Consider the following 16,546-nt stretch of genomic DNA (forward strand, 5'->3'; position numbering starts at 1 on the left):
CACCTCCCAAACGACGTCAATAACAACGTCGTTAACGACAGGAGATTACCAATCATCCAATCCAATCATAAGGCGGCCCTGAGCGGCCGGTTACGGACGTTCAGGGCTGGCGGGTCAGGATGATCAGATAGACGCCCAGGAGGATCAGGGCCAGCGGAGGGGCGAGCGACGTCACGACCGACGGAATCCCCGCCAGAAGGCCCAGCCTGAGTGCGATCTGCTGGAAGAGGGAATAGGTGATCGCGATCAGGACCCCGCCGCCCATGCGCGCGCCGATGCCCCGCGCGCGGGCCGGGCCGAACAGCAGGGGAGCGGCGAACATGACCAGCCCGATCATGGAGAACGGCAGGGCGGCGCGGCTCCAGAACTCGCTGACATAGAGCGGGTCCGGATGTCCCTGCGCCTCGCGCTCCCGGATGTAGGACAGCAGGGCCGTCGCGGACACCGTGGCGCGCGGGCGTCCGAGGAGCCGCAACTCGCGCAGGCTCGCGATGGGACGCCAGCGCAGCGAGGCGGGATGGCTGGTCCGGAACAGCCCGTCATGGATGTCCTTGACCGTGACGTCCTCCAGGAGCCAGTCCCCATCCGGGCGGACCGACGCATGCGCGGCGTGGATATAGCGTTGCAGCGCATCCGTCCCGCCGAAGCGATAGATATCGATGTCCTCCGGCCGCCTGCCGTCCGCGAGCACGCCGACATGCAGGAACACGCCGTTCTCCACCGTCCAGACGCCGTCCTCGACATCGGCCTCCTCCGTCGCCGCCGCGTGAAGCTGCTGGGCGCGGAACTCGGCCGAGGGCACCACGAACTGGGACAGCACGAGCAGCAACGCCGAAACCGCCGGAACGAGCAGGATCACGGCGCGGAGAATGCGGAATTCCGAAAGGCCCGTCGCGAAGAACGCCGTCAGCTCCTCGTGGCGGGCCATGGCGCCGAGCGCCAGCAGGCAGCCGAACATCATGGCGATGGGGCTGACCTCGATGAGCCGTTGCGGGCTCAGGAGCAGCACATAGGCGAGGGCGTCGCGAACGCCGTAATGCCCCTTGCCGACATGGGCCAGCTCGCCGACGAAATCGAGCAGGGTGAACAGCGCCGTGAGCGCGGCGGCGACCGTGCCGAAGCCGCGCAGCGTCGCCTTCTGGATATAGAAGGTCGCCAGATCGGGACGCAGCGCGTCCCGCAGGGAGTCGGTCCGCCGCGCCATGGGGTTAGCGGCGCTCCAGTATGCGGCGGGAGAAGAGCCAGGCGGCCAGGACGGAGAGCAGCGCGGGCGCCCACCAGATGCCCGGAACCGCGCCGATCTGCCCGTGCTGCACGCTCGTCCGCGCCGCCGTGAGCGCGATGTAATAGATGAAATACACGCCGAGCGCGGTTCCCACGCGGCCGAAGCGTTCCTGACGCGGGCTGCCTCGTCCGAGCGCTACGGCCAGCACACTCAGGATGAGGGTCGAGATCGCCGTCGAGAAGCGCCATTGCCGCTCGGAGATGTCTTCCGGCGTCGTGGAGCCCATCAGGGTCCGGGTCGGCGTGGCGACCGCGTTCCGGTCGGGCATCGCGTCGCCGTGGCGCGTCGGGTCCTCGGTCGCGGAGGCAAGCGACAGGACCCGGTCCGGCAGGCCGTCCTGCTGCGCGATGTCATAGACATGCGCGTTCTCCAGCCGGATGAGCGGGCCGCCGGGCGTTCCCGAGGACGCGTTCCGCATCGCGTAGCCGATCTGCGCCGAGACCACGCGCATATAGCCGTCGTCGAGACGCTGCATCATGAAGATATGGCGCGCCGGGCCGTGCCCTCTCATCCGGCTGTCGAGATGGATCACGCGCTTGCCGTCCTGGGTGATGTAGAACGTGCCTCCGGCCAGCGCGTCCGTGTTCAGCGTCAGGGTCGACCGATAGGCCAGCTCATGCAGCCGCTCATAGGCCCAGGGCCGCACGACGAGCGAGAGAAACCCCACCAGCACCGCGCAGGCCCCCGCCGGCACAAGCACGGCGCGCAGGACCATCCAGGGCGTGACGCGCAGGGACCAGATCGCCGCGAATTCGCTCGTTTCGTAGAGACGGCCGAAGGCGAGCACGATCGAAAGATAGAGCGCGATCGGCACGAGCATCTCGAGCGCGATCAGCACGCGCAGCCCGATCATCGCCGCGATCGAGCCCGAGGCGAGGAGCCCGTTCGCCGCCTCGCCCATCAGATCGACGGCGCCGTAACTCGCGAAGAGCGCCGCACAGGTGCCCAGCACCGCCAGCAGCGGACGCAGGATGGCGACGATCAGGTAACGGTCGAGAATCGCCGGACCATGGGGGGAGAAAAGACCGGGGGCCAGCCTCCACCGTCGCGCCCGCCCCATGTGTCCCGCTTGCGTCATCGCCGGATGAACTGTTCTTCCCACTGCAAACGAGCTATAGGCTCCGTCGCCGTCGGCCGTCAAACCAGGCGGCCCGCAAGAGGCCGGGGGTCATCGTTGCGCGAGATCGTCATTTTCCGGCAGAACCTCTTCCGGCCCTCGGAGACCTTCATCGCCCAGCAGGCCGAGGCCCTGACGCGGTACCGCCCGCTTTACATGGGCCGCAGGCGCTTCGGCGCCACGCCGCCGGGCCGCGAGGCGTTCGTCCTCGGGGACGGGAGGGGACTGCCAAGGCACGCGGCGGCCGTCTGGCAGATGTTCTCCCGTAGTCCCCGCCCATATCTGAAGCTGCTGGGGCCGCGCGCCCCGGCGCTCATCCACGCGCATTTCGGCACGGACGGCGTGCTGGCCCTTCCCGTGGCGGCGCGGCTGGGCGTTCCTCTGGTGACGAGCTTTCACGGCTTTGACGCCACCCTCGCCTGGCCCGCCTTCCTGATGTCGCCCGCCTGGTTCCATTACCCGCTCTTCCGGGGCAGCCTGGCGCGGCATGGCGCGCTGTTCCTCTGTGCCTCCGCCTTTCTCCGCGCGCGCGTGCTCGCCATGGGTTTCCCGGCGGAGCGCACGCTGCTGCATTATATCGGCGTGGATTGCGCCGCGATCCGCCAGCGCGCGGAGGCGGAGGAAGATGAGACGCCCATCATCCTGCATGTCGCGCGGCTGGTGGAGGTCAAGGGGACGGCCTATCTCATCCGCGCCTTCGCGCAACTTGCGGGACGCAGGCCGGAGCCCCGCCTCGTCATTATCGGCGAGGGGCCTCTGCGCGCGCGACTGGAGGCGCTGGCGCGGGCCTGCGGCGTGGGGGAACGCGTCAGCTTCCTCGGCGCGCGGCCTCATGCGGAAGTGACGGCGTGGATGCGGCGGAGCGCCATGCTGGTGCTCCCGAGCGTCCGCACGCCGGGCGGACGCGTCGAAGGGCTGGGGCTCGTGCTGCTCGAGGCGGCGGCGACGGGGCTGCCGGTCGTGGGCACGCGGAGCGGCGGCATCCCCGAGAGCATGCTGGAGGGCGAGACGGGGCTTCTGGTGCCGGAGCGCGACGTCGAGGCGCTGGCCGGGGCGATGGCCGCGCTGCTGGACGATCGCGAGCGGCGCTTCTCCATGGGGTTTCGGGGCCGCGCCTTCGTGCTCGGCCGTTTCGATCGCGCGCGGCAGACGGAGCGGCTGGAATCGCTTTACGACGATGTGACGGACGGCTCTTTTCCCCGGCGGCCATAGACCCTATCTAGAAGGCTGCTCAAAGGGGGCGGCCGCCTCTTCCAGCCCGGATGAAACATGAAAAAACCCCCTCTCGCCACGCGCCTCTCCACCATGGGCGCGGGGCTCCGATTCGCCGCCAAGGCCGTCGGAACGCGCTACACGCCGCTCCTCGCCCAGCTCGTCGTCACCCGGCGCTGCAACCTCGCCTGCGGCTACTGCAACGAATATGACGATTTCTCGTCGCCGGTCCCAACGGAGGTGGTGGAGCAGCGCATCGCGCATCTGGCCGCGCTGGGCACCGCCTCGCTGACGCTCACGGGGGGCGAGCCGCTCCTGCATCCCGATCTCGACCGGCTGGTGCGGTTCGCGCGCGACCGGGGGATGATCGTCACCACCATCACCAACGGCTTCCGCCTCTCGCGGAGCTGGATCGAGCGGCTCAACGCGGCGGGGCTCCAGGGCATGCAGGTCAGCATCGACAATCTCCAGCCCGACGAGATTTCGATGAAGAGCCTGTCTTCCGTGGAAGGGCGGCTGGCCCTGCTCTCCGAACATGCCCGCTTCAAGGTGAACGTCAATTCCGTGATGGGCGTGACCGGCGCGCGGACGCAGGACATCGTGACGATCGCCGAGACGGCGGCGCGCTACGGGCTGCAACATTCCGTCGGGGTGCTGCACGACCATTCGGGGCTGCTGAAGCCCCTCTCGCCGGAGCAGAAGGCGGCGTACAAGCGGGTCACGGAGATTTCGCCCTCCATCGTGCACAAGCTCAACTACCATCTGTTCCAGAAGAACCTGATGGACGGGCAGCCCAATGCGTGGAAGTGCCGCGCGGGGGCGCGGTATCTCTACATCACCGAGGACGGCGCCGTTCACTGGTGCTCCCAGCAGCGCGGGCGGCCCGGCAAGGCGCTGCTGGAGTACACGCGCGACGATATCCGCCGCGAATATGCGACGGAGAAGACATGCAGCCCGACCTGCACGCTGAGCTGCGTGCATCAGATGAGCCTGTTCGACCGCTATCGCGGCGCGCAGTCGAAGCGCGTGCCGAGGGCCGAGCCGAAGCCGGTCTCATGATGCCGGAACCGCGGCGTCTCACCGCGGCGGCAGGACGGGGTTTCCGGAGCGCAGGACGTGCCGCAGCCAGCCCAGCGAGCGGCGGCGCCAGTCGGCGCGCTCCCGTCGCGTCCAGCCGCCGGGAGGGGTGACGACGGGGTCGTCCAGCCGCGCCGCCATGGCCCGCGCGATTCGCTCCGCCCGCGCCGCCCAGGTCAGCGACCGGCTGTCCTTTCGCGCGCCCTCGACCAGACGGGCGGCGAGAGCCGTGTCCTGCGTCAGGCGTGTGAGGCCGTCCACGAGCGCCGCCACGTCGTCGGGCGGACACAGCAGCGCGTTCTCGCCGTCGCGCAGCACGTCGCGGAGATCGGGCGTGTTCCCGGCCAGGATCGGACGTCCGGCGGCGAGATAGAGGAAGACCTTGAGCGGCAGGACCGTCGAGCCGAAGGTCAGCAGGGGGCGGCTCGACGGCGGAATCAGCAGCACGTCGGCGGCATGGATGTAGCGTGCGAGCGCCTCCTCCGCCTGCCACGGCACGATCGTCACGTTCGGGAGGTCGCGCGCTTCCGCCTCGATGGGGCCGTCGCCATAGGATCCCACGAGAAGGAACTGGAGATCGGGGAGGGCGCGCGCGGCCTGAAGGACGAGTTCGAGCCCCTTCCGGCGGTTGATGCGGCCGGTATAGACGACCGTCTTGCGCTCCGGCGGAATCCCGAGCAGCCGCTTTGCCTCCCCGACGGGCAGGGGCCGCGCCATGCGGGCGGGCTCGAAGCCGTTGTGAATGCAGACGAGCTTGCCTTCCGGAACACTGAGCGCGCGGTATTTTTCGAGCGTGTACTGCGAATGGCAGATATTGAGCAGGAAGCGCCGATGGGTCATCAGCCGTCGGAGCCAGGGCTGAAGGGGCGGGATCTGGTCCGGCCATGGGCGGTAATGGTCGAACACCACGAAGCGCCCGAAATGGATGGCCATCCACGCCACCCAGAGATTGCGCGTATAGACGATCTCCGCCTGCCGGAAGGCCCGACGCCAGACCAGCGTCGCCCCGCAGGCGAAATGCCGGAGGATGGCGGGTTTCAGCGGCGCCCACGCGCCGATCACCGGCATCGCGAGCGAGACCGAAAGCTCTTCGCTCTGGCCGGGGCGGACCGGGACATGCAGGGCGGCCCGGCCGAGGGCGGGTGCGAGGTAGCGCGCGGTGGTCAGGAAGACTTCCGCGTCCGCCTCAGCGCTGGGAAGAGGGTTTTCGAAGGCGAACAGAACGCGGATCGACGAAGCGGGCATCACCGGGACCTGTCAGAGACTGTCTTGAAAGCCCGGATGCCGGGTTTCGGCGCGGGCTCCTTGTGGAGCCGCGCCTCGCTTTCTGTCAATCCGCCACGCATGTCCGGCAGAGGGCCCGTCCGTTGGAAACGCTTGATTTTAAATCAATCGTCCTTCGTTTCTCGCGTGATGCCGCGGCACTTCAGTTGCAGGTGTGCAGCACCTGCTTCACGCCGGTGTTCGGAAGCGTGCTGTAGGGATCGTTCGGGCAGCTCGCGTGGTCGAATCCATTGCAGGCGGATAGCGCGAGGGCGAGCACGGCGAGAAGGAAGGTTGTGCGCATGAGTCGTTTCTCCTGCCGCATTAAGGGGTCGGCGGAGCGGCGGGGTCAATGGGCAAGGGCGTTGACGGCGCGCCGGTTGTGCGCCGCCGCGCGGCGGCGTATGTGCCTTCGGCGACAGGCGGAGAACGCTGCTTGAATGAAGTGACGGAGGAGAGTCCGCGGGCCCGGCCCGCGCCGGCGCTGCTGGCGCGGATTTTCGCGAATGCGGGGCGGCTGCTGGGCGGTCAGGTCGCGTCCGGGATCGCGTCGTTCCTCGCCGTCGCCATCGTCGCGCGCTCGCTCGGGACGGCGGGATACGGCGCGCTGCTGCTCGTGCATAGCTGCGCGATGTCCTTTTCGACCGCCACCCGCCTCCAGTCCTGGCAACCTTTGCTGAATTTCGGACCGGCATTGCTGGAACGGGAGGATCACGGCGCGCTTCATTCTCTCCTGCGGCATTGCCTGGTGCTGGATTTCGGGGGAGCGGCTCTCGGCCTCGTCCTGGCGATTCCCGGCGTCGCTCTTCTCGGCGCGCATCTCGGCTGGCCACCCGCCGACCAGCCGCTCGCCCTGCTCTACATGACCGCGATCCTGTTCATGAACACCTCGGGCGCCATGGGCGTCCTGCGGCTGACCGACAGGTTCGGGCAGGTGATGATGGGCGATGTCGCTTCGGCCTGGTGCAAGGTTCTGGGGTCCGCGATCGGCTTCCTGCTGCACTGGAGCTTCGGCGCGTATCTGGCGGTGTGGTATGTCGCCGTCGTCGCGGGGTGCATGACGGATCATGTCCTTGCCTGGCGCGCGCTGCGGCAGGCCGGCGCCATGCGCGGCTTCGCCCTGACCGGCGCGCCGTGGCTCCTTCGCGGCCCCGATCTGTGGCGGCCCGTTCTGGCGACGAGCGCGGACAAGTGGCTGTTCGGCCTGGAGAGCCGCGTCACGCTGCTCCTGCTCGGCGGCATTCTGGGTCCGGCCCCGACCGCCGTCTTTTCCGTCACCCGCGACGTTTGCGACGCGCTGGGCCAGCCCGCCCAGTTTCTCGCCCCGGCGCTCTATCCCGAGCTGATCCGCCTGCGCGACAGCCGGGATTGGGCCGCCATCCGGCAGATGACGCGGCGCATCCTCCTCATCCTTGCGGGGTTCTGCGCGCTGGCCATTGCCGTCGCGGCGCTGGCCGGGCCCCCCGTCATCGGGCTGGTCCTCGGGGATGAGCGGAAGCTGCCCTTCACGCTCCTGCTCCTTCTGGCCGGAACGAGCCTGATGGATCTCTGGGACGCGCCCCTCGAACCGCTCCTGCTCTCTCTCGGGCGCGCCTCGGCATTGTTCCGGGGGCGTCTGGCGGCGACGCTGGTCGGCCTTCCCTCCTTTTATGTCGCCGCCCGGCTCTGGGGACTGACGGGCGCGGGGAGCGCGAGTTTGATGGCGGAAACCCTCGTCCTGCTGTCGCGGCTGATCCCCGCGCGCACCGCCCTGTCCTCCCGCCCGTAAGGGGGCGGGAGTTCCTGTTCAACGAGTGAAGTTCGGCGCGGCACGTGTGCGGCTTTGTCCCGGTGCACCCCGACATCAGATCCGGACTGCAAGCCCGGCGTCGTCGGACATCGACGGTCCCTCAAACAGTGGCGGTCGTTTCGAACTCATGATCTGGACGACCTTCTGCCGCAGCCATTGATGGAGCTGGTCGGTGTCGTGACGGGGATGCCAGGCCTGGAAGATCGTCACCGGCTCCAGATCGAGCGGCAGGGGGAAGCCATACAGACCCAGCCGGTCGAGCGTCGCCGCGTCGGTCAGGATATCCGGCATGGGAAGGATCAGATTGGTCTGCGCGAGTCCGTGCAGGGCCGCATAGAAGGACGTCAGCAGCAGCGCGACATTGCGCTTGAGCCCAAACTGGTCGGCAAGGACCTCGTCGATCGGTCCGCGTCGTCGCCCCCGGCGCGAGACGGCGATGTGATCGTAGGCCACCAGCGCCTGGGGCGTTATCTCGCCCAGCAGAATCGGATGACCGGCCCGCACGACTCCGCGAAAGCGACTCTCGAACAGGGTCTGGCGCATGATTTCGGGGCGCAGGAACGCCGTGGCGCCGATATAGAGATCGATCCCGCCCTGCCGCAGGAAATCGCTGTCGTCGCTGTTCGATTCCGCCGTGAAGATCAGCGTGGTGTCCGGACAGTCGGCGCGCAGGGCGCGCAGCAGCGCCTCGGCGTAGGGGCCGATCACCACGTCGGCGGCCCGGATACGGAAGGTCGGCGTCAGGCCGGTGAAATCCAGGGCGTGCCGTGGACGATACAGATCGTTGATGGCGGAGAGGATCTGGCTGACGCGCGGCTGCATCTGTAGCGCCCGTGGCGTCGGCACCATGTGCCGCCCTGATTGCACCAGAATGGCGTCGTGGAACGTCTCGCGCAGGCGGGACAGGGTGCGGCTCATGGTCGCGGCACTGACCTGCAGCCTCTCGGCCGCGCCCGTGACGCTCGATTCCTCCACCAGAACGTTCATGGCCTGCAAAAGATTGAGATCGTAGCCGCGCGCCACGTGTGCCATCCGGTCCTCCTTCGTCATGCGGGGCACGCTCTGAAGTCGCTGATAGACAACGGATCATGGGATGAATGCGCGGCGAGCGGCCCTCGCCTCGGTCAACGCTGGCAGAGACGTCGTCGCGTCGCAACCGGAATCTGACATTCGACCGTTCCATATCTGCTTCCCGATGATTTCATAATTGAGCGTTCCCAAACATAGGATGTTTCTTCAAGACTGCCGCCACGAGATCAAATGATACTGTTGCGAGGTGTCCGATGGACCACGCTGATGCGCGGATGCGTCCGCATCCCGAAGTGCTGCCCGCGCCGCCGAAGGCTGCGGTGTTCGGTCCGCGCCTGGCCACGGGGCTGGCGGGCGTGCTGCTGGCGGTGCTGCTGGCGGGGTTCAACGAACATACGACCGAGGCTGGGCTCGCCGATATCAGGGGCGCGTTCCATCTGGGGCACGACGAGGGCTCCTGGATCACCGCCCTGTTCGAGGCGTTCAACATCGCCGCGATGGCGTTCGCGCCGTGGTGCTCGGTGACGTTCTCCATCCGTCGCCTGACGATCGCGATGACGGGGCTGGTCGGCGTGCTGGGTATGATGGCGCCCTTCATGCCCAATCTGGGGTGTCTGCTTCTGCTGCGCTGCGTGCAGGGGATGGCCTGCGGCAGCCTGCCGCCGATGCTGATGACGGTGGCGCTGCGGTTTCTGCCGCCCAATATCAAGATCTACGGACTGGGCGCCTACGCCCTGACCGCGACCTTCGGGCCGAATATCGGCGGCGCTCCGCTGGCGGGATTCTGGTTCGAGTATCTCGGCTGGCCGTTTCTTTTCTGGCAGATCGTACCGCTGTGCCTGATCTCCATGCTGTGCGTGGCGTGGGGCCTGCCGCAGGACCCGATCCGGCTGGAGCGTTTCCGCCAGTTCGACTGGCGCGGTCTGCTGACCGGCCTGCCTGCGATCTGCATGCTGGTGATCGCGCTGGAGCAGGGGGACCGGATGGACTGGTTCCGCTCGCCGCTGATCACCCATCTGTTCTTCGGCGGCGGGTTCCTGTTCGTGCTGTTCATCGTCAATGAATGGTTCCACCCGGTGCCGTTCTTCCGCATCCAGTTGCTCCGGCAGCGCAACGTGACGGACGCGCTGCTGACACTGGCGGCGGTACTGATGCTGGGCGCGGTCACGGCGGAAATCCCTGCGGTCTATCTGGCGGAGGTGCGCGGCTACCGCCCGATCCAGATCGCGCCCGTCATGCTGGTCCTTGCGCTGCCGCAGATCCTGGCGCTGCCGCTGGTCTCGGCCCTGTGCAATATCCGCCGGGTGGACTGCCGTCACGTGTTGATGGCGGGCCTTGCGATTCAGGGTCTGTCCTATTTCCTCGGCACCTGGATCGACGCCGACTGGGTGCGCGAGAATTTCTACGCGGTTCAGCTCCTGCAGGTGCTCAGCGAGCCGATGATGGTCATCCCGATCCTGATGCTGGCGACGATGGGCCTGGGTCCGGCGGACGGGCCGTTCATCTCCGGCATGTTCAACATGACCAAGGGGCTGGCCAACGCCATCGCGGCCGGCGTCATCTCCGCCCTGCTGCGCCGGCGCGAGCAATTCCATTCCACCATGCTGCTCGACACCTATGGCACCAACCATAACGCGTTGCAGCCCTGGGGAGATCCGGCGCAGGCGCTGCTGGCGCCGCACATCGCCGATCCCGCCCGGCTGGACTGGAACATGACCGTCCTGCTGCATGGCGAGGCGTCGGAGCAGGCGCTCATTCTGGCCTGTGCCGACATCTACACGATCATGATCGGCGTCTGCGCCGTGCTGTTCGCCCTCAATCTGCTTCTGCCGCAGCGGGTCTATCCGCCCCGCGCGCCATCCGTGACCGCTCCCGCGCGCTGAGGGGGCGGACGATATTTCATGTGAGAACGATATGAAGACCAGTTCGCATGGTGCTCCGCGCCAATGGCGATGCGGAAAACGCCGATCACCGGACCACAAGCCCGGCGCGATCATTCCAAGAAGGACGCTGCGCTATCGGATCGAGGGTTATTTCGTCGCTCTTGTCGTAACGATCTACCTGAAGCTGATCTGACGGTTCCGCGCACTCCGCGACAGATGACGCGGCCGCCGGGGCCGCCAGAGGGAATATTCATGAACGGAACAACGAAAATACTGCTGGTGGCGGCGGGCGTGGTGATCCTGGGAGCCGCGGCCTGGAGCGGCGACCGGCTCGTGCTCGGAGACGGTGTCAATGTCGAGACCAACGACGCCTATGTGTCCGCCTATTCCTCTGTCGTCGCGCCCAAGGTGGGCGGACGCATCGACGCCGTGATGGCGCAGGACAACGAGCGGGTCCGCAAGGGCGAGGTGCTGGCGCATATCGAGGACGACGATTACCGCGCGGCGCTGACCGTCGCGCAGGGCAACGTCGTCGCCGCGCGCGCCGATATCGCCAATCTGCAAGCGGAATTCACCCGACAGGATTCCCTGATCGCCGCCGCACGCGCCGCCGTGGAGGCGGATGACGCGCAGCTCGCCTTCGCGCGGCAGGACGAGGCCCGATACCGCAATCTGGCGGCCGGCGGCGCGGGCACGACGGAGCAGCGCCAGCGGACGGCGGCGCAGACGCGGGAGACCACCGCCGCGAAAACCCGCGACGAGGCGGCCGTGCAGGCCGCAACGCAGGAGAAGAACGTGCTCGCCGCCCGGATCGAGCGCGCCAGAGGCGATCTGACCCGGGCGGAAGGTGAGCAGCGCCGCGCCGAACTCGATCTGTCCTATTGCACGATCCCGGCTCCGGTGGATGGCGTGGTGGGCGCGCGCGGGGTGCGCGTCGGCAATTACGTCCATCCCGGCAGCGCGCTGATGGCCATCACGCCGGTCCAGGACGCCTTCGTCGTCGCTCATTTCCAGGAGACGCAGCTCACGCATGTGCTGCCGGGGCAGAAAGCGACGGTCTGGGTCGATACGTTCCCGGGCCAGCCGCTCCACGCCCATGTCGACAGCATCCCCCCGGCGACGGGCGTGGCCTTCGCGCCGATCCAGCCGGATAATGCGACCGGCAATTTCACCAAGGTGGTCCAGCGCCTGCCGGTGCGCATCACCTTCGATCCGGGGCAGAAACTGGCGGAGCGGGTCCGGGTCGGCATGTCGGTGGAAGTCAGGATCGACACGGCGTCGCGCCCCGAAGGCCCGAAAGCCGACGATCCCCGCTATGCGTGGCGGTGAGGGACGGATCATGACCACACTCCTCAACCGACGCACGCTCGCGCTGGCGAGCATGCTCCTGCTCGGCGCCTGTACGGTCGGGCCCGACTATCACAAATCCGATGTCGCCAGCGCCTCGCACTGGCATCGCGGCCTCGCGGATGCCGAAAGCCGCCCGGTGGAAAGCCCCGCCGATCCGCAATGGTGGACGATCTATCGCGATCCGGTGCTGACGGCGCTGGAACGGCAGGTCGCCTCCGCCAATCTGGATCTGCGGGCGAGCGCCTATCGCCTGGCGGAGAGCATCGCCGAACGACGGATCGCGAGCGCCGCGCAGTTCCCGCATGTCGAGGGGAACGCTTCCTATGCGCGCGAGCGGGCCAGCACCAACGGCATTCTCGGCCTGCTCGGCACGCTGGAGCGCGCCGGGGCGGGCGATGTCGCCAGCGGCGCGCAGGGCTTCGGCCCCGTGGCCGTGCCGGGCACGGTCGGCAACCCGTCCTTCAACCTGCCGCAATACGGCATGAGCGCGTCATGGGAGGTCGATCTCTGGGGCCATGTCCGGCGGCAGGTCGAGGCGGCGAATGCGGCGGTGAGGGCGACGCAGGACATGCAGCGTGACGTGCTGGTCTCGCTGATGGCCGAAACCGCGCAGGATTATCTCGATCTGCGCGGCGTGCAGGCGCAGATCGCCATCGTCAACCGCAATATCGACATCGCGCGGCACAGTGTCAGCCTGACGAGCCTGCGTTTCGCGCAAGGGGCGTCCACGCAACTCGATGTGGCGGATTCGCGCGGGCAACTCAGCGAATTCCAGTCGCGCCTGCCGATTTTGCGCAGCCAGGAAGTGCATCTGATCAACGCGCTGAGCTTTCTGGCGGCGCGCGAACCGGGCGCGCTCAGGGCGCAGCTCGGCACGCCCGCGCCGATTCCGCCCGTGCCCGATGCGGTGCCTGTCGGCCTGCCGTCGGAACTGGCGGAGCGTCGGCCGGATATCCGCATGGCCGAGGAACAGTTGCATGTCGCCACCGCCAGCATCGGGGTGGCCGTGGCGGATTTCTTTCCGCGCGTGACGCTGTCGGGCAGTCTTGACGTGCAGGCGCTGCAATTCAGCGGGCTCGGCTCGTGGGCGTCGCGGCAATACGGGTTCGGGCCGACCATGACGCTGCCGCTGTTCGAGGGCGGGCGCCTCACCGGACAGTTGCGCCTGCGCCGCGCGCAGCAGAAGGAGGCGGCGATCAATCTCCAGCGCACCATCCTCAAGGCATGGCAGGAAATCGACGACGCCATGGCCGATTTCTCCGCCGCCCAGCAGCAGCGCGACCGGCTGAAGGAGACCGTGGCCCAGAACGAGACGGCGGTGCGTCTGGCCCAGCAGCAATACGTGCAGGGTGCGTCGGACTTCCTGAACGTGCTGACCTTGCAGAACGCGCTTCTGGCCAGTCAGAACCAGCTCGTGCAGGCGACGACGGCCGTATCGGTCTCGGTGGCCCGACTTTACCGCGCGCTTGGCGGCGGCTGGGAGGTGCGCTATCCGGTGGCGACGGCCCGGCGGGCCGGACAGGGAGCGCGGCAGGGATGATCACAGTGCGGCACCCTTCAGAACTGGGTCATCTGGTCCAGGATGGCGTCGATCTCGACTGTCATTTCGCCTTCCGCGACTATGTCGATCGCGCCCCGTTGCATTGGGGACGGCTGCGCGTGCTCAACCGGATCGAACTGGAGGCCGACGCCGCCTTCAGGCTGGACGATGAACGCGCGGTCGAAATCATGACCCTCGTGTGGAACGGCATGGTCATGGCGACGGTGGATGGTCTTGGCGACAGTCTGCTTAAGCCGGGCGATTGTCACGTCGTCAGCGCCGGCGCCGGCGTGTCCCGGGCGACATGGAAGGCGGGAAATACCCCCGCGTCGCTCCTGCAACTCTGGCTCATCCCCGAGGAAGAGGGAGGAGAGCCGGAAATCGGTCTGTGCCGCGCCGGGAAGAGCTTCGGGCTCGCGCATGTCCTGCTGGCCAGCGGCTTTCCCGAGGATGACCCGGAGGAGGTGGATCAGGTATCGTCGCGTGATCCGCTGCCGTTGAAGACCCGGGCACGCGTGCTTCGCCTCGAACTCCCGATCGGCGGTCAGGCCGTCCTTCCCACTTATGCGGATCGCTGCGTTTACGCCCTGGTCGTGGCGGGACGGGTCGAAATCCTTGGACATAACGCCGACGAGGGCTGCGGTGTCGCGATCACAGGATGTGAGACGGTCATCGTGCATGCGCTCGCGCCATCGACTCTCATCGTCTGCGATTCGGACTGAGCGAAAGGAGACACGCATGAAGCTGTGCCGTTACGGCGAACCGGGAGAGGAACGTCCGGCGCTGATCGACGAGTCCGGCGTTCTGCGCAGCCTGACGGGCGTGATCGGGGATGTGTCGCCGAAGGTGCTGGCGCCGGCGCGTCTGGCCTCTCTTGTGTCAATCGGCGTTGAAATTGGGGTTCATCCGCACTTTGCGTGCAGGACGCGGGCGCGGAGGAGTTTGAAACCTGCTCTGCCGAACATGGTGCGCTTGATCATCTTGAGGCGGCTGATCTGCCCTTCGACGGGACTGGTGGTCCAGGGGGTGTGCAACGCGGCCTGAACGGCAGAAAGGTCTCGCCGCAAGCCATTTACAAAACGGGATAAAGGCGTTTTTTTCCCTTCTTCGAGAAGCTTTTCCAGAGATGCTTGTGTTTTTTTGGTAAAAAGATCCTGCATGTTTCTTACCCAGGCCGTGGCTTGCGCAAGTATTGGCGCAGCCGTCATCAGGCGTTGGATAAACAGGACGTCTTTTTCCGACCGATTGTCGGATTCAGTCGTGAGCATCCATGCCAGGTTTCTGCCCATGGGCGCGGGTTTGACTGGCACAGGATGAAACGCACCTGCCGTGGATCGTCTCGATACGATCCAGTCCCTGACGCTTCCATATCGGCCGGAAAAGCCCATGGCTGTAATTTCGCGATGCAGACAAGCTGCATTGTGACATCCATCCTTCAGGCGTTGATCGAGATAGGCGGCATAGGGGGTCATGATGCCGGGCCGAAAGATGCGACGCTGCCATGTCGAGGGGTGACCCTGTCGCAACCACCGCCGGACGGTCTTGCGTTCCGCGCCGATTGTCCGCGCGATACAGCTGATCGTCTGTCCCTTCGCCCGCATGGCGACCGCCTGCCGGTATTGCTCTTCTCTCTCTCCATGACGGGCGTGACTGGATGCAACGGGCCCGGCCTCACCCGGATCGCACACCATTTCCGCGTCTATCGTCTGTTCGACCGGGGATACCTCACTCGTGATATCGGCCATGATGCGTCTGGCCAGGGCGGTGTGCCGATCGACGACGGTCAGGAAGGCATCATGGAGATTACGGATCAGATGCCATCGATCCGCGACCTGGATGGCGGCCGGGGTACCCTGCCGAATGCCGTCGGCATAGGCTCCTGCGCGATCACGGGCGACACTCTCGATGCCGGGATGATCGCGGAGCCACGCCGCGAGTGTGCTCCCTTGCCGAGCGGCCAACAGATCGACCACCTTGTTTCGTTCTAGATCCACGAGAATGGTGCCATAATGATGACCACGCCGCCAGGCCCAGTCGTCGACGCCGAGAACACGGGGCGTTTCATGCCGTTCGGTGATCGGGACCATCCTGACGATGCGCCGGATCAGCGTGTCGGCGCTGACCGGGCAGCACAGGCGCGTCGCCATACGGGCGCTCGCGCTCCCGCCCAGTGCGCAGGCCACGTCGAAGTGGAGGTCTGTCAGCCGGGACGTCTGCCGCGCGTAGGGAGCCGCGAATCCCCCCAATGGTTCAACGAAAGTGCGGCGCCGACATCCTTTATCGGTGCGACGGAAACGCCGCACCGTCATCGACAGGGAAACACGACGTCCATGCGCCGGCATATCGGCGAGCTTGCGAATGTAATGGCTGTGAAGCCGATGCGATACCGTGCCACAATCGGGACAGGCTGCTCCATGAGAACGGGATTTCGTCTCGACCTGCATACTGTCGGCCATAATGACCGCACGACCAGACGACAAGGACGGGGGGAGATCAAGAGCACGAACGGCGGACAAGGGCGCGAAATCCAGATCAGTGGCAGATCCTCAGCCTTTCCCAAATCTACAGCCGCCGTACAATCACCTCCTGCACGCAAAGTGCGGATGAACCAAATTTGACCCCCGATCGGCACGCAAAAATGACCCCTCCGCCATACGTGACAGGGCTTCTTCCTGGAGCCGTAGGCGCAAGGGAGAAGCCCTGTCAGGATTATTCGTTTAGCCGGGGTCAGGAGCGGTTTTTGAACCGCCAGCTTTCGTTGCCGGTCTCGACGATGTCGCAATGATGGGTCAGGCGGTCGAGCAGCGCCGTGGTCATCTTGGCGTCGGCGAATACGCTGGCCCATTCGCCAAAGGAGAGATTGGTTGTCACGATCACTGAAGTCTGTTCGTAAAGGCGGCTGATCAGATTGAAGCGTCCCGGGTTTCCCGGAGGCTCCTATCTGTGAGAAGGAGCCATGATGAACATGATGAGCCAGAGATTTTCGCCTGAGGTCCGGGAA

Annotated in this window: 14 protein-coding genes and 1 pseudogene; 8 read left to right on the forward strand and 7 right to left on the reverse strand. The window is 66.6% G+C overall.

Annotated features, from left to right (window positions below; all coding sequences use genetic code 11):
• Nucleotides 1–100 precede the first annotated feature (100 nt).
• On the reverse strand, nt 101–1,204 hold the full coding sequence (gene lptG, locus EDC31_RS15800; protein ID WP_042062477.1) for an LPS export ABC transporter permease LptG: 1,104 nt from the start codon (nt 1,202–1,204) through the stop codon (nt 101–103).
• A gap of 4 nt (nt 1,205–1,208) precedes the next feature.
• Nucleotides 1,209–2,345 (reverse strand): LPS export ABC transporter permease LptF, encoded by a 1,137-nt coding sequence (gene lptF / locus EDC31_RS15805; RefSeq protein WP_042062479.1) that lies wholly within the window; start codon nt 2,343–2,345, stop codon nt 1,209–1,211.
• Between the two features lie 114 nt (nt 2,346–2,459).
• Between lptF and EDC31_RS15810 the strand changes: the two genes are divergently transcribed.
• Both EDC31_RS15810 and EDC31_RS15815 read left to right on the forward strand, forming a co-directional pair.
• Nucleotides 2,460–3,614, forward strand: a complete 1,155-nt coding sequence (locus EDC31_RS15810) for a glycosyltransferase (protein ID WP_042062481.1) — start codon at nt 2,460–2,462, stop codon at nt 3,612–3,614.
• Between the two features lie 57 nt (nt 3,615–3,671).
• On the forward strand, nt 3,672–4,673 hold the full coding sequence (locus EDC31_RS15815) for a radical SAM protein (protein ID WP_042062483.1): 1,002 nt from the start codon (nt 3,672–3,674) through the stop codon (nt 4,671–4,673).
• Between the two features lie 18 nt (nt 4,674–4,691).
• Here the strand turns inward: EDC31_RS15815 and EDC31_RS15820 are convergent, their stop codons facing one another.
• Nucleotides 4,692–5,936, reverse strand: coding sequence for a glycosyltransferase family 4 protein (locus tag EDC31_RS15820; protein ID WP_081797951.1), 1,245 nt, complete (start codon nt 5,934–5,936; stop codon nt 4,692–4,694).
• A 181-nt stretch (nt 5,937–6,117) separates the two neighbouring features.
• The gene (locus EDC31_RS17830) at nt 6,118–6,258 is read right to left on the reverse strand and encodes a hypothetical protein (RefSeq protein ID WP_158310374.1); all 141 of its coding nucleotides are present in this window, start codon (nt 6,256–6,258) and stop codon (nt 6,118–6,120) included.
• A gap of 48 nt (nt 6,259–6,306) precedes the next feature.
• On the opposite strand from EDC31_RS17830, the gene EDC31_RS15825 reads away from it, so the two are divergent.
• Nucleotides 6,307–7,722 (forward strand): lipopolysaccharide biosynthesis protein, encoded by a 1,416-nt coding sequence (locus EDC31_RS15825; protein ID WP_243697813.1) that lies wholly within the window; start codon nt 6,307–6,309, stop codon nt 7,720–7,722.
• Between the two features lie 75 nt (nt 7,723–7,797).
• On the opposite strand, the gene EDC31_RS15830 is transcribed toward EDC31_RS15825, so the two are convergent.
• Nucleotides 7,798–8,775, reverse strand: a complete 978-nt coding sequence (locus EDC31_RS15830; protein WP_042062499.1) for a LysR family transcriptional regulator — start codon at nt 8,773–8,775, stop codon at nt 7,798–7,800.
• Between the two features lie 251 nt (nt 8,776–9,026).
• Here EDC31_RS15830 and EDC31_RS15835 point away from each other — a divergent pair, with 251 nt between their 5' ends.
• From EDC31_RS15835 to EDC31_RS15850, 5 genes are read left to right on the forward strand one after another with little or no spacing between them, the layout of a single operon-like run.
• Nucleotides 9,027–10,655 (forward strand): MFS transporter, encoded by a 1,629-nt coding sequence (locus tag EDC31_RS15835; RefSeq protein ID WP_042062484.1) that lies wholly within the window; start codon nt 9,027–9,029, stop codon nt 10,653–10,655.
• A 31-nt stretch (nt 10,656–10,686) separates the two neighbouring features.
• Nucleotides 10,687–10,848: a hypothetical protein gene (locus EDC31_RS17835; protein WP_158310375.1), complete on the forward strand. Its 162-nt coding sequence runs from the start codon at nt 10,687–10,689 to the stop codon at nt 10,846–10,848.
• 59 nt (nt 10,849–10,907) lie between these two features.
• Nucleotides 10,908–11,984 carry an HlyD family secretion protein gene (locus tag EDC31_RS15840; RefSeq protein ID WP_042062487.1) on the forward strand — a complete coding sequence of 359 codons (1,077 nt, stop codon included), beginning with the start codon at nt 10,908–10,910 and terminating at the stop codon, nt 11,982–11,984.
• 10 nt (nt 11,985–11,994) lie between these two features.
• Nucleotides 11,995–13,545 (forward strand): efflux transporter outer membrane subunit, encoded by a 1,551-nt coding sequence (locus EDC31_RS15845; RefSeq protein ID WP_042062501.1) that lies wholly within the window; start codon nt 11,995–11,997, stop codon nt 13,543–13,545.
• Entirely contained in the window at nt 13,542–14,267 is a 726-nt protein-coding gene (locus tag EDC31_RS15850; RefSeq protein ID WP_042062489.1) for a pirin family protein, read from the forward strand. The genes EDC31_RS15845 and EDC31_RS15850 overlap by 4 nt, the downstream gene beginning before the upstream one ends.
• Nucleotides 14,268–14,447: 180 nt before the next feature.
• Here the strand turns inward: EDC31_RS15850 and EDC31_RS15860 are convergent, their stop codons facing one another.
• Both EDC31_RS15860 and EDC31_RS15865 read right to left on the reverse strand, forming a co-directional pair.
• Entirely contained in the window at nt 14,448–16,001 is a 1,554-nt protein-coding gene (locus tag EDC31_RS15860; RefSeq protein WP_239641771.1) for an ISL3 family transposase, read from the reverse strand.
• Between the two features lie 271 nt (nt 16,002–16,272).
• Nucleotides 16,273–16,458 (reverse strand): annotated as a pseudogene (locus EDC31_RS15865) (ATP-binding protein); the annotation flags it as partial.
• Nucleotides 16,459–16,546 lie beyond the last annotated feature (88 nt).

The organism is Acidomonas methanolica, from assembly GCF_004346035.1.
Lineage (GTDB): Bacteria > Pseudomonadota > Alphaproteobacteria > Acetobacterales > Acetobacteraceae > Acidomonas > Acidomonas methanolica.

Coding starts and splice junctions, on each gene's coding strand:
- EDC31_RS15820 (WP_081797951.1), bottom strand. CDS start 5,936: ATGCCCGCTTCGTCGATCCGCGTTCTGTTCGCCTTCGAAAACCCTCTT.
- EDC31_RS15840 (WP_042062487.1), top strand. CDS start 10,908: ATGAACGGAACAACGAAAATACTGCTGGTGGCGGCGGGCGTGGTGATC.
- EDC31_RS17830 (WP_158310374.1), bottom strand. CDS start 6,258: ATGCGCACAACCTTCCTTCTCGCCGTGCTCGCCCTCGCGCTATCCGCC.
- EDC31_RS15845 (WP_042062501.1), top strand. CDS start 11,995: ATGACCACACTCCTCAACCGACGCACGCTCGCGCTGGCGAGCATGCTC.
- lptG (WP_042062477.1), bottom strand. CDS start 1,204: ATGGCGCGGCGGACCGACTCCCTGCGGGACGCGCTGCGTCCCGATCTG.
- lptF (WP_042062479.1), bottom strand. CDS start 2,345: ATGGGGCGGGCGCGACGGTGGAGGCTGGCCCCCGGTCTTTTCTCCCCC.
- EDC31_RS15850 (WP_042062489.1), top strand. CDS start 13,542: ATGATCACAGTGCGGCACCCTTCAGAACTGGGTCATCTGGTCCAGGAT.
- EDC31_RS17835 (WP_158310375.1), top strand. CDS start 10,687: ATGAAGACCAGTTCGCATGGTGCTCCGCGCCAATGGCGATGCGGAAAA.
- EDC31_RS15835 (WP_042062484.1), top strand. CDS start 9,027: ATGGACCACGCTGATGCGCGGATGCGTCCGCATCCCGAAGTGCTGCCC.
- EDC31_RS15815 (WP_042062483.1), top strand. CDS start 3,672: ATGAAAAAACCCCCTCTCGCCACGCGCCTCTCCACCATGGGCGCGGGG.
- EDC31_RS15825 (WP_243697813.1), top strand. CDS start 6,307: ATGGGCAAGGGCGTTGACGGCGCGCCGGTTGTGCGCCGCCGCGCGGCG.
- EDC31_RS15860 (WP_239641771.1), bottom strand. CDS start 16,001: ATGGCCGACAGTATGCAGGTCGAGACGAAATCCCGTTCTCATGGAGCA.
- EDC31_RS15830 (WP_042062499.1), bottom strand. CDS start 8,775: ATGGCACACGTGGCGCGCGGCTACGATCTCAATCTTTTGCAGGCCATG.